The organism is Parafrankia irregularis (genome assembly GCF_001536285.1).
Classification (GTDB): domain Bacteria; phylum Actinomycetota; class Actinomycetes; order Frankiales; family Frankiaceae; genus Parafrankia; species Parafrankia irregularis.
This window is the reverse complement of sequence record NZ_FAOZ01000034.1, coordinates 1-12,489: the sequence shown is the minus strand read 5'-3', so window position 1 is coordinate 12,489 and position 12,489 is coordinate 1. Positions and strand designations below refer to the sequence as shown.

Sequence of the window (12,489 nt, the reverse complement as noted above, 5' to 3'; positions counted from 1 at the left end):
GCCGACCGTGGCTGTCACCGGCCGTACCGTCGCGCTGGTCGCGCTGGGCATCGTCGTGGTGGGCCTCTCCCCCGACCCCGGCCTGGCCTTCGTGCTCGTGAACCTTCTGATCCTCCTGCTGGTCGCCGTCGACCTGGGGCTGGCGGCCCGGGTGCGTCTGTGTGCGTTCAGCCGGTCGGGCCCCACGTCGGCCCGGCTCGGGCAGCCGGTGACCCTCACGCTGACCGTCGCCAACGGTGGACGTCGGACGCTGCGGGCGCGGGTCAGGGATTCGTGGGTGCCGTCGGCCGGTGCCCAGCCCCGCGTGCACACCGTCACGGTGCCCGCGGGTGAGCGGCGTTTCCTGGAGACGACGTTGCGCCCGACCCGGCGTGGAGACCGGGAGCCCGTCCGGATCACGGTGCGGTCACTCGGCCCGATGGGGCTCGCCGGCCGGCAGGGCCGCCACCACGCGCCCTGGCGGCTGCGGGTGCTGCCGCCGTTCCTCTCCCGCCGGCACCTGCCGGCCGCGCTGGCGCGGCTGCGCGAGGTGGAGGGCGAGGTCGCGCTGCGCGGCGGCGGCGCCGGCTCGGAGTTCGACAGCCTGCGTGAGTACGTCGTGGGCGACGACGTGCGGACGATCGACTGGCGCGCCACCGCCCGCCACCACGGCTCGGTGGTCGTCCGTACCTACCGCCCGGAACGGGACCGGCGCGTCATCTGCGTGCTGGACTCGGGCCGGACCTCGGCCGGTCGCGTCGGCGACGTCCCCCGCCTCGACCACGCGATGGACGCCGCGCTGCTGCTCACGGCGGTGGCGCTGCGGGCCGGTGACCGGGTGGGCCTGACCGCGTACGACAGCACCGCGCGGCTGACCGTCGCGCACGCACGTGACCAGGGCCTGCTGGCCCGGATGAGCGAGGCGATGGCGACCCTCGAGCCGGCGCTGGTCGAAGCCGACCACGAGGTGATGGCCACCACGGTGCTGCGGGCGGCGTCCCGCCGGGCCCTTGTTGTGATCTTCACGGACCTGGTGCCGGCGGTGATCGAGGAGAGCCTGCTGCCGGCACTGCCCACGCTCATCTCCCGGCACACCGTGCTGGTGGCCGCCCTGCGCGACCCCCGGCTGGACGAGCTCGCCGCCGGGCATGGCGACGTCACGCAGGTCTACGCCGCGGCGGCCGCGGAACAGGCCCTGCTGCGCAGGCGTGAACTGACGGCCGTGCTGCGCCAACGCGGGGTCGAGGTCGTCGACGTCGCGCCAGCCCAGTACGCGACGGCGGTCACCGACACCTACCTCACGCTGAAGGCCCACGGTCGGCTCTGAACTCCAGCCCTGAACGCCGGCCCTGAGCTCGGAGCTCCGTCCCGGTCAGGCTTCGACTGGCGCGAGGTCCTGCGCGAGGGCCGCGTCCAGATCACCGCTCTCGCCGGCCGCGGTGGCCCGGCGGCCGTAGATCCACACGTAGGCGACGAACCCGGCCCAGGCCACGACGCCGATACCGATGCGGACAAAGGTCGGCAGCGAGGACGGAGTCACGAACGCCTCGATCACCCCGGACACCGCGAGCACTACCGCCATCCCGAGCACGATCCCGACGGCGGCGCGCCCCTCGGCGGCCAGTGCCTCGGAGCGGCGGCGCACTCCCGGAGCGATGATCGCCCACCCCAGCCGCAGGCCCACCGCGCCGGCGACGAAGACCACGGTGAGTTCCAGCAGACCGTGCGGGAGGATCAGCGAGAAGAACTGGCCGCCCTCGCCGCAGCTGCCCATGTAGCCGCCCATGATGCCGAGGTTCAGCGCGTTCAGCCCCAGGACCAGCAGCGTGGGCACGGCGAGCAGCACTCCGAGCGCCACCGCCTGCGCGGACACCCAGGCGTTGTTGGTCCAGACGAGGCTGGCGAAGGACGACGCCGGGTGCTCCGAGTAATAGGCCGCGAAATCATGCCGGCACAGGGCCGTCACCTCGTCGGGCGGGATGACCCTGGCGCGGGCCTGCGCGTCGTTCAGAATCCACAGCGCGCTGGCCAGCGCGAGCAGCAGCGAGCCCAGCGTCACCCCGACCACCCAGCGCCAGCGTGCGTAGACCGCCGCCGGGAAGGTCACCGCGAAGTACCTGGCGGGGACGTGCCAGCCGACATCCGGGGCGCCGACGACCGCGGCCCGCGCCCGGATGACCAGACTCGCCAGATCCTCGACGAGGCGCGGGTCATGGGAACGATCACGGATCACCGACAGGTGGGTGGCCGCGCGCTGGTACAGATCGACCAGCTCGTCCAGCTCGCCGATCGACATCCGCCGGGGGCGCGCGGCACGGTCGACAAGCTGGCCCAACCGGACCCACTCGGGACGGTGGACGGCGACATACGCATCGAGGTCCATGGCTACTCTTACTCTTCCAGACCGGCCTATGGCACTGCGTGCCGGGCACGAAACACGAGCGGGGTACAGATGACCGATCAGCGGCCCGCGGACCCCGGAAGCCGCCCGTGAGCGGGCTCGGCCTGGAAACGAACCAGCTGGTCACGGGCGAGGCCGTACCCATCGACCTGCGCGTGGCACGGCTCGGCTCCCGCATGATCGCCGGGATGGTCGATCTGGCCATCCAGACCGTCGCCCAGATCGCCATCGTCATCGGAACGCTCGAGGTCGTGGGGCCGGACGACGAGGCCATGCTGACGGCCCTGGTCTTGGCCGTCTACGTGGTCACGATGCTCGGCTACCCGGTGGCCTGCGAGACGCTCCTGCGCGGACGCACCCTCGGCAAGATGACGCTGGGCCTGCGGGTCGTCCGCGACGACGGTGGGCCGATCCGATTCCGCCACGCGCTGGTCAGGGGGCTGATCGGAGTCGTCGCGGAACGCCCCGGGGTGCTGGCCGCCGTACCCGCGATCATCAGCATGACCGTCTCACGAAGGTCCAAGCGGCTGGGCGACCTCGTCGCCGGCACCATCGTTCTGCAGGTGCGGGTGCCGCGCACGGTCAGCGTGCCACCCGTGGTTCCCCCGCCGCTGGCCGGCTGGGCGGCCCTGCTGGACCTGACCGGCGTCGACGATGACCTGGCGGCGCGGACCCGGCGGTTCCTGGACCGCGCGAACCAGCTCTCGGACGACGCCCGGACACGCATGGGCGGCGAGCTGCTGGCCGAGGTCCTCGCGGCCGTCACCCCACCCCCGCCCCCGGGAACGCCCGAATGGGCCGTGCTGTCCGCAGTGCTCGCCGAGCGCACCCGCCGCGCCTACCAACGCATGATCATCACAACCGCGGCCCGCCCGCCGCGATACCCCGGGCCGCGATACCCCGGGTAGTCCCGGCAGAGCGTGATATGTGACCGGGCCGGCTGGCCGGAACTGACTGGCGTCGTCTAGCGTCTGACCCGATGGGATCCTCCGGGGTGATCGCGACAATTCGGATCTTGCGCCCCCGGGCCACGCGCCGGAGCCCGCACCTGATGACCTTCCCAGGGCCCGGGTGAGCGGCGCGGCGCGGTGTCAAGCATGCTTGGCGGGTCCGCCAGAACGAGTTCCGGCCCACCTGGCCGGACCGGACGTTGGGGGTGACAACGACGGCGCAGGGACGGGAGTCGGCATCCCCGGTTCGCGGTGACGCCGCGTCCGAGGGCGACTCGAGAGAGCACGGCGGCACACCCGCCGGGCGGTTGCGGGGTCAGGCCGGCCGGTTGGCGACGCTTCCCGCCCGCCGCCGGGTTTCGTCCGGTTCGGCGCGCGGCGGCAACCGCTCCAGTCGCAACGGCTCCGGTGGCAACGGCTTCGGCGGCCGCGGCTCCGGTCGCAGCGGCTCCGGAGGCAACGGCTCCGGTCGCAGCGGCTCCGGAGGCAACGGCTCCGGTCACAGCGGCGACGGCGGGGCCCCCGACGAGATCGGCCGTACCCCCGACGATCTTCCGTTCGGCCCGCCGACCGTCGGCCTGGTCCGTCCCGTCAACCGCCGCCGCCAGCTCACCCGCATCGGCCTCGTCGTGACCGCGATGGGCGTCACCGTCGGCCTGCTCGTGCTGCCCCTTCTGAGCGCGGTCGGGCTGTTCGCGAAGGCCTCGGCCGACCACTTCCTGGCGCTGCCGTCGGACCTCGTGACTCCCCCGCTCCCACAGAGCTCCAAGATCCTGGCCTCGGACGGAAGCCTCATCGCGACCCTCAGGGGCGCCGAGGACCGCGAGGTCGTGGATGGCGCCGACATCCCGAAGATCATGCGTGAGGCGATCGTCTCGATCGAGGACGCCCGCTTCTACCAGCACCACGGGGTGGACCCGCAGGGCGTCCTGCGGGCCGCCGCACGCAACAGCGAGGCCGGCACCACCACCCAGGGCGGCTCGACCCTGACCCAGCAGTACGTGAAGAACGTCCTGCTCCAGGACGCGACGACCGACGAGGATCGAGAGGCCGTCGCCGGCGACTCGCTGGACCGCAAACTGCGCGAGCTGCGTTACGCCGTCGAGATCGAGAAGCGGTTCTCCAAGGACGAGATCCTCGAGCGGTACCTGAACATCGCCTACTTCGGTGACGGCGCGTACGGAGTGGGCACCGCCGCCGAGCACTACTTCGGCGTCTCGATCAAGGACGTCACCCTGGACCAGGCGGCTCTGCTCGCCGGCCTGGTGCAGAGCCCCTCCAGCTACGACCCGGTGAACCACTCGGAGGCGGCCCTCGAACGGCGCAACACCGTGCTGACCCGGATGGCGGACGAGCACTACATCAGCCAGACGCAGGCCGACGCGGCGAAGCAGATGCCGATCGACGTCATCAAGGAGCGGCCCACCACACAGGACTCCTGTGAGACGTCCAGCGCGCCGTTCTTCTGCGATTACATCCGTACCCAACTGCAGAACAACAAGGCATTGGGCGACACCCTGGAAGAACGGAACCGCCGCATCTACGAGGGTGGCCTGACCATCCAGACCACCCTCAACACGCAGGTGCAGCAGGCGGCACAGACCGTGGTCGACGCGACCATTCCCCGGGACAACCGGGTATCCGCCACCGAGGTGGTCATCCAGCCCGGGACCGGGGCGATCCTCGCCATGGCGGTCAACCGCACCTACGGTCACGATGTCGCCGCCAACCAGACGGTGATTCCGCTGCCGGCTTCCTCAGCGAAGGTCAAGCCTGCCTTCCAGCCCGGCTCGACCTTCAAGACATTCACCCTCGCGGCGGCCCTGGAGCAGGGGTACGGGGTGAACACGGCCTACTACTCACCGGCCTGTTACGAGACCGACGCCTTCCCCCTCGACCGCGGCAAGGGCGACTGCGCCAAGGGCTTCCAGAACGCCGACCCCGCCGAGGCCGGCGTCTACCGTATGGACGACGCGACCTGGGACTCGGTCAACACCTACTTCATCCAGCTCGAAGAGGAGATCGGGGTGCCGGCGGTGGTCGAGATGGCCACCCGGCTCGGCGTCGACCCCGCCCACCTCGCCAACATCCCCGCCACCAAGGGCGACGTGACCATCGGTGGCGAGTATGTGACCCCGTTGGACATGGCCGTCGCCTACTCCACGCTCGCCGCAGGCGGCGTCCGATGTGAGCCCCGGTTCGCCAGCTCGGTGGTCGACTCCGCCGGCCAGCAGATCGACGTCGGCAACAGCCCGAAGTGCGAGCGTGTCCTCGACGAGGGCGTGGCCGACACGGTGACCAGCATCCTGGCGGGTGTCCTCACCCAGGGCACCGGCACCAAGGCTCGCTTCGACCACCCCGCGGCCGGCAAGACGGGAACCAACGACGGCTTCTCCAGCGCCTGGTTCGTCGGCTACACCCCGCAGATCGCGGCGGCGGTGGCGGTCGGTGACCCCAACGGGGCGGTCGGCAACCCCCTGACCAACGTCTTCGCCGACGGGCGGAACTGGGGCCACGTGTACGGCGGTGACCTGCCGGCACTCATCTGGGGCCGCACGATGAAGGCGGCGTTGAAGGACCAGCCCGTCGTGGCACTGCCGGCGGCGGACCCGAAAACCGCCAGGGGCACGAAGGGCGGCCGTCTGATGAACACAGTGCCGGCCCCGGCGACCCCCACCCTGCCGAGCGCGGAGGACCTGCTGCAGGGCATCCAGATTCCCGGCCTGACCAGCACCCAGACCCCGAGAGCGGCCACCTCCGGCCAGACCGGCCAGCAGAGCTCGGGGAGTGGCAGCCAACAGAACGGCGGCGGCCAGCAATCCGGTGCCGGTGGTGGCACCGGACCGCGCCGATAGCCGCCGGCACCGCTCCCGGGAGAGGCATTCCCGTGACTGGCCGAGGGCTCGGTGGTAACTGAGCCCTCGGCCAGTCGGCCGTGGGGATCGGGCGTCCGCACCGCGTGGATTTCGGCACGGATCCCTACGGTCGCGCAGGAAATCCGCCTCACGAACTCACGAAAAACTCGGGGCCGGACGACCCGGTTCGGCATATGCCATGAACGGCGGGAGCCACAGCCCGGCGACGCCGCAGCGGTCAGCGAGTGGTGCTGTCCAACGGTCGCAGGCGGGGAGCGGCCGCCGGGTCCACCCCAAGCCCGAGCCCGAGATAGACGGCGGCGAAGTCGATCAGCCCTACGATCGACGCGAACCGCTCCAGCGGCGTCGCGCCGTCCAGCCGGAACTCGGTCACCCCGATGCCGCGCTGCTGCGCCAGTGCCACGGCACGCTCGGCAGCCTGGCCGACGTCGGGATGCTCGCCCGCGCTGTCCCGCAGGACGAGCAGGCGCAGGCGGGTACGGGCCTCGTCGTCGACCCGGTCACGGAAGAAGTCATCCAGGTCGTCGTCGGCGCCACCGCCCGCGCCCGAGCCGAACGCCCCACCCAGCAGGGCCGCCTGCTCGTAGGCCGGATGCGGCAGGGCACCGACCAGCGCCGGGTACCAGGCGTTCACGGCGAGCATCGCAGCCGCCCGCAGGGCCGCGACCTCGGCGAGCCGGGTGGTCCCCCACCACAGCGGCAGCGACCCGGCCAGCTCCAGCGCCAGCGTCTTCGCCGGATTGACGAACGACTCGCTGGCCGGACGGCACCGGATCGCCGTCTCCTCCAGACGCACCGCGGCGGCCTCGACCGAGGCGCCGCCGTCGCGCAGCAGGCCGAGCGCCGCGGCGACGGCGAGCAGCGGAACGGCCAGCGACCACAGATCCGCCTGGGCGGGCCGCGCCGTCGGCAACGCCACGAACGGCGCGCGGGCGAGGCCCGCGAGATGAGCCAGCGGGGTGTCCGGCGGGCAGACCACGGCCAGCCGGCAGCCACGCCGCAGCGCCTCCTCGACGGCCGAGCAGGTCTCCGCCGAGGTGCCCGACGCGGAGACACCAAGGACCACATCGGCGACGCCGACCCAGCCCGGGAGCCCATGCCTGCGATGGGTGATCACCGGCACCGGGGCGGCCGTGCCCACGACCGCGTCCAGCACATCGGCAGCCAGACCGGAGGCACCGACCCCGGTCACCACGATCGCGCGTGGCCGGCCGTCCGCGCTGAGCGCGGCCACGCCGGCCTCCTGCGCCAACCGCCAGCTTTCGCGGACCTGCCGCGCGGCCGAGGCGGTGTGCGGAAGCAGGCTCAGCGCATCAGCGGCCTCGAGACGGCCCGCGTCGTCCAGAAGGGACTCGTCAAGGTTCACCCGGGCCGCACGACGCCGATCAGGACGAGGATCCGGCCGCGGCCGGGAAGGGCTTCGCCTCGTCGAGGAGCATGACCGGAATGTCGTCCCGAACCGGGAAAGCCAGCCCGCAGGACGCGCAGACGAGCACCGGAGCACCGTCCAGCGTCTCCTCCCGCAGCGCGGCGTGCTCGGGGCACGGGCAGGCGAGGATCTCCAACAACAGGGGATCGAGGCTCATGCAGAGTTCTCCCTTCCACCGCGGATGCTGACGAGAACGTCGTCACGCAGCCGGCACATGGACGCATCATCGCGCGCCTCGACGTTCAGGCGCAGAAGTGGCTCGGTGTTCGACGGCCGCAGGTTGAACCAGGACCCGTCCGCCAGCGAGACCGTGAGCCCGTCCAGGTGATCGACGTCGATCGCCCGGTCCGCGTAGGCCTTCGCCACCAGGCTCATCGCCAGCTCGGCGTCAGCCACCTCGGAGTTGATCTCACCGGAAGTGACATACCGCGCGTAACCACCCAGCAGGTCGGACAGCGGGCCGCTCTGTTCGCCGAGCGCCGCCAGGACGTGCAGGGCCGCCAGCATGCCGGAGTCGGCACGCCAGAAGTCGCGGAAGTAGAAGTGGCCCGAGTGCTCGCCACCGAAGACGGCGCCCGTTCGGGCCATCTCCGCCTTGATGAACGAGTGACCCACCCGGGTGCGCACGGGCACACCACCACGCTGCGCCACCAGCTCGGGGACGGCCCTGCTGACGATCACGTTGTGAATGATGGTGGCGCCCGGCTCCCGGCGAAGCTCACGCTCGGCCACCAGCGCGGTGATGACCGACGGGGAGACGATCTCACCCCGCTCGTCGACGACGAAGCACCGGTCGGCGTCGCCGTCGAAGGCGAGGCCGATGTCCGCCCCCGTCGCACGCACCCTGGCCTGCAGGTCACGCAGGTTCTCCGGCTCGATCGGGTTCGCCTCGTGGTTGGGGAAGCTCCCGTCGAGCTCGAAGTACATCGGGATGATCGTCAGGCCGAGCCCGCCGAGCACGCACGGGACGGTCAGCCCCGCCATGCCGTTGCCGGCGTCCACGGCCACCGTCAGCGGCCGGATGCCGGTCAGGTCGACGAGGGAGCGCAGGTGGCGCGCGTAGTCGTCCCGCAGGTCCCGGGTGGTGACGGTGCCGCGCGGGCCGGTGTGCTCCGGGATGCCCGCCTCGATCAGCGCCCTGATGTCCGCCAGGCCCGTCTCCTGCCCGATCGGAGCGGCGCCGGCCCGGCACAGCTTCATGCCGTTGTACTTCGCTGGATTGTGCGAGGCCGTGAACATCGCACCGGGCAGGCCGAGCGAGCCGGCGGCGAAGTAGAGCAGGTCCGTCGACCCGAGGCCGGCGGCGATGACGTCCGCACCCTGGCTGGTGGCACCGTCCGCGAAGGCCGCGGCCAGGGGTACCGAGCTTTCACGCATGTCGTGGGCGGTGACGATCCGATCCGCGCCGAGCAGCCGCACGAACGCGGCGCCGGTGGCCCGGGCCACCTCCTCGTCGAACTCGGATGGCACCACGCCTCGCACGTCGTACGCCTTGAAGATTCGTGTGAGGTCGTGCACCCCGCAACCACCCTTTCCTGACAGGCGTCGATCGACCGGGTTGACCCTATCCGCACCCGCCGACAACAACTCCAGCGCCTTGCCCGGCGTGGCGGGCTCGCGGCGACACCGCATGACGCATGGTCAGGATCATGCGCCGACGGCGTTTGGACAAGTGGGCCGCTGCGGCCCTACCGCTGTGGCACTAACCGCCGGGCCCTGGAACGGGCTCGGCACGGCGCGTGGGCCCTAGGACGGGCTCGGCACGGCGCGCAGATGGCCGCGACGCCCCCCGGGCGGACCCGACGGACCGGCCGGACCGGGCGGGCCAGGCGGCACGGGCCCAGAGCCGCCGGGCGGTTCCGGGCCACGACGGGGCGTGGTGTCACGCACGGCGTCCGCGAGCGCCTCGATGTCGTCGGCTGCCCGGTCGTCGGCTGCCCGCTCCGGCCCGGACTGTTGCTCGGCCTCCAGGCGGACCACCGCCCAGCCGAGCGGCACCGTCAGCCGATCAGCGTGGACCCCACACAGGTCGTAGGAGTGCGGCTCGACGAACGGCGACAGCGGACCGAGTACGGCGGTGGACTCCGCGTAGGCGTAGGTGAGCGTGGCGATCGCGGCCGCGGAACAGGCCGAGCGGGAGCAGCGCCGAGGCTTCACGTTCCGGACGGTAGACCCCGGAACGGACGACGGCCACCACCGCCCGTCGTGTCGCGCACCGACAGAGGTCACTGTGACGCAGCGCTTATCACTCGGTTGCTCCACGCATACAATTACACCAGAACTACGGGCGCACTTCGACCAAAACCGGCTTCTGACGTCGTGTCGCTCCTGGTCGGGTACCCCTACGTGGGGGTTGCGGGCCTCCGCCGGCCTCCCGGCCACACCGTCGCTGTGATCGTCCGGAAGAAATGGCGTTACTCTGTCACGATGGCCGAACCTGCCGGCACGCCCAGGGCGCTCTTTCCCACGGCCACGCGTCCGGTCCCGCCGCGCCGCCGACGTGACCGCCGCGGCCGTGGCATGCGTGGCACGCTGCTCCCGCCCGATGTGCCCGCCTACGCGACCCGCGGTGAACGCTTCGACGACCTCGTCCTGGACGCGGTCGAACACCTGGACCACAGATGGTCCGCCGAGCTGGCCGACGTCGAGTTCGCGGTCGAGGACGTGCCCCCCGTCGACCCGGCCACCGATGACAACGTTCCGCTCGCGGCCTACCAGCCGGCGAGCGGCAAGGGCCGTTCCGCCACGCCCCGGCGGATCGTCGTCTACCGGCGTCCGCTGGAGGCGCGTGCCCTCATCACCGAGGATCTCGCGGAGCTCGTCCTCGACGCGATCATCCATCAGGTGGCTGAGATGATGGACGTCGACCCAGCAGTGATCGACCCCGAAGGTCACGGCTGGGGCGACGAGGAATAGGCCTGTCGCGACATTCGCCCGACTCCAGGCCAGAACCGAGTCACGACCGCCGAGGCGGGGACGGAGAGACGTGTGACCATCGGGGAGACCGCGCCGACCAGCGCCGCAGGCACCGACAGCGGCAGCACGAGCACCGCCAGCACGAGCACCGCCAGCACGGGCACCGGCGAAATGTCCACCGCCAGCACAGGTACCGGCACGGGTACGGCGACCGGCACGTCGCCGGTGCCGACAGTACGTACGCCACCAGGCCGCAGCCCGGTTCGCGTCCTTGAGCTTTTCGGTCAGTCCCAGCGGTATGCCTGGGGTTCCACCACCGCCATCCCCGAGCTGCTCGGTGTTCCGGCCGACGGGGAGCCCGTCGCCGAACTGTGGCTGGGCACTCATCCGCAGGCCCCGGCCGAGGTTGTGGAGCCCGCCCCGCGGCCGCGTGCGGCCGATCTGGGCGCCCGCCGTGCCGCGGCGGACCTGGTCGGCGAGCTTCCCTTCCTGCTGAAGGTGCTCGCGGCCGACAAGGCGTTGTCGCTTCAGGTCCATCCCGACCTCGACCAGGCCCGCGCCGGCTTCGACGCGGACCAGGCCGCCGGCATCGCGCTGGGCGATCCTCGCCGGCGCTACCGCGACCGCAACCACAAGCCCGAGCTGATCGTCGCGCTCACGCCGTTCCGGGCGCTGGCCGGCATCCGCGCTCCGGCCACCACGCTGGCGATCGCGCGCGGGCTGGGTCACCCCGGTCTGATCGCGGCGTTCGCGCCGCTGGCGACCGACCCGACCGGCGGCGCGACCCAGGTGCTGCGTAGCCTGCTCACCCTGCCGGCGCAGGCCGGTGTCGACCTCGCGGCCGGTGTGGTGAGCGCCGCCGAGCGGGTGCCCGCCGACGCCGACGCCGAGCTACGCCGCGCTGCTGATCTGGTGCGGCTGCTCGCCGCGACCCATCCCGGCGATGTCGGCATCGCGGCGGCACTGCTCCTCAACGACGTCACGCTTCAGCCCGGCGAGGGGCTGTTCCAGCCCGCCCGACTGCTGCACGCCTACATCCAGGGCGTCGGCATCGAGATCATGGCCACGTCGGACAATGTGCTGCGCGGTGGTCTCACGCCCAAGCACATCGACGTCAACGAGCTCCTGCGCATCCTCGACCCGCGGCCGACCGGTGCGCCGGTGCTGCGTCCGCGAACCCTGACGACCGGCCCCGGCGGTCTGCTGCGGACCTGGGTGGTGCCGGTGGATGACTTCTCGCTGCGGGAGGCCGTCTGCACCGGCGGGCCGGTCAGCCTCGCCAATCCGTCCATCCTGCTGGCGGTGGACGGCGAGGTCGAGGTGTCCGGAACGGACGGTTCAGGCACCGCGCTCGCGCCGATGACCCTGAGCCGGGGATGCTCGGCGCTGGTGACCGGCTCGGCCACCCTCAGGCTCACCGGCACCGGGCGGGTCTTCGCCGCCGGCCCGCCCGTCTGACCGGCCCACCCCGGCCCGATCGGCCCGAGCCTGGCGCAAATTTGCGCCGACCGAGATCGGCAGCCGGGCGGATATAAGCGAACATAACGAACATTCAGGAGCCCGCCACGGAAGCCTGGGCCTCGGACTTCCGTGGCCGCCGCTGATTCCGAGCAAGGGTCGCCAGGCCGCTGCGCTGGCCTCCACGGATGCAGGGAAAAATAGGGCCGGGTCGCCTGGTAAGCCGGTGATTCTGTGATGCCGGTGAGCTCGTGAAGCAAGGCTGGCGATGGAGGCCGGTTCCGGGACTACGGTTTGTGCCATGGCAGCCGCCCCTGGCGGCTGCCGGGAGCACGTGTGTCAGATTCGCCCGTTCCCTGGTCTCTCCAGGCGACCCGATGTCCACCGATGGTCATCGGGTCGAAGGGGGCGGCGTTGGGCCGGCAGGACGTCAAGGACGAGGTCATCTACCTGCGGGCGGCCGGCCTGGATCTGGGGAAG

General features: G+C 71.7%; 10 protein-coding genes. 5 read left to right on the top strand and 5 right to left on the bottom strand.

Annotation, left to right across the window (positions count from 1 at the left end; translation table 11 throughout):
• Positions 1–7: 7 nt before the first annotated feature.
• Positions 8–1,306: a DUF58 domain-containing protein gene (locus AWX74_RS32245; protein ID WP_091284460.1), complete on the top strand. Its 1,299-nt coding sequence runs from the start codon at positions 8–10 to the stop codon at positions 1,304–1,306.
• 45 nt (positions 1,307–1,351) lie between these two features.
• On the opposite strand, the gene AWX74_RS32240 is transcribed toward AWX74_RS32245, so the two are convergent.
• Entirely contained in the window at positions 1,352–2,362 is a 1,011-nt protein-coding gene (locus AWX74_RS32240) for a stage II sporulation protein M (protein ID WP_091284457.1), read from the bottom strand.
• A gap of 107 nt (positions 2,363–2,469) precedes the next feature.
• On the opposite strand from AWX74_RS32240, the gene AWX74_RS32235 reads away from it, so the two are divergent.
• A complete protein-coding gene (locus tag AWX74_RS32235) occupies positions 2,470–3,288 on the top strand; it encodes an RDD family protein (protein WP_091284456.1) in 819 nt (272 codons plus the stop codon).
• A gap of 248 nt (positions 3,289–3,536) precedes the next feature.
• Entirely contained in the window at positions 3,537–6,185 is a 2,649-nt protein-coding gene (locus AWX74_RS32230) for a transglycosylase domain-containing protein (RefSeq protein WP_397311696.1), read from the top strand.
• Positions 6,186–6,423: 238 nt separating this feature from the next.
• On the opposite strand, the gene AWX74_RS32225 is transcribed toward AWX74_RS32230, so the two are convergent.
• The 4 genes from AWX74_RS32225 to AWX74_RS32210 all read right to left on the bottom strand — a co-directional run bounded on the left by AWX74_RS32225 (position 6,424) and on the right by AWX74_RS32210 (position 9,792).
• Positions 6,424–7,572 (bottom strand): SIS domain-containing protein, encoded by a 1,149-nt coding sequence (locus AWX74_RS32225; RefSeq protein WP_091284451.1) that lies wholly within the window; start codon positions 7,570–7,572, stop codon positions 6,424–6,426.
• Positions 7,573–7,591: 19 nt separating this feature from the next.
• Entirely contained in the window at positions 7,592–7,792 is a 201-nt protein-coding gene (locus AWX74_RS32220) for a Trm112 family protein (RefSeq protein WP_006538424.1), read from the bottom strand.
• On the bottom strand, positions 7,789–9,153 hold the full coding sequence (locus tag AWX74_RS32215; RefSeq protein ID WP_091284449.1) for a phosphomannomutase/phosphoglucomutase: 1,365 nt from the start codon (positions 9,151–9,153) through the stop codon (positions 7,789–7,791). The genes AWX74_RS32220 and AWX74_RS32215 overlap by 4 nt, the downstream gene beginning before the upstream one ends.
• Positions 9,154–9,381: 228 nt before the next feature.
• Positions 9,382–9,792, bottom strand: a complete 411-nt coding sequence (locus AWX74_RS32210) for a DUF3499 domain-containing protein (protein ID WP_091284447.1) — start codon at positions 9,790–9,792, stop codon at positions 9,382–9,384.
• 363 nt (positions 9,793–10,155) lie between these two features.
• Between AWX74_RS32210 and AWX74_RS32205 the strand changes: the two genes are divergently transcribed.
• Positions 10,156–10,551 (top strand): metallopeptidase family protein, encoded by a 396-nt coding sequence (locus AWX74_RS32205; RefSeq protein WP_035949045.1) that lies wholly within the window; start codon positions 10,156–10,158, stop codon positions 10,549–10,551.
• Positions 10,552–10,623: 72 nt separating this feature from the next.
• Positions 10,624–12,009 carry a mannose-6-phosphate isomerase, class I gene (gene manA / locus AWX74_RS32200; protein ID WP_091284445.1) on the top strand — a complete coding sequence of 462 codons (1,386 nt, stop codon included), beginning with the start codon at positions 10,624–10,626 and terminating at the stop codon, positions 12,007–12,009.
• Positions 12,010–12,489 lie beyond the last annotated feature (480 nt).

What these genes read in the sequence shown, in the direction of transcription:
- AWX74_RS32205 (WP_035949045.1), top strand. Translation starts at nt 10,156, where the DNA reads ATGCGTGGCACGCTGCTCCCGCCCGATGTGCCCGCCTACGCGACCCGC.
- AWX74_RS32240 (WP_091284457.1), bottom strand. Translation starts at nt 2,362, where the DNA reads ATGGACCTCGATGCGTATGTCGCCGTCCACCGTCCCGAGTGGGTCCGG.
- AWX74_RS32220 (WP_006538424.1), bottom strand. Translation starts at nt 7,792, where the DNA reads ATGAGCCTCGATCCCCTGTTGTTGGAGATCCTCGCCTGCCCGTGCCCC.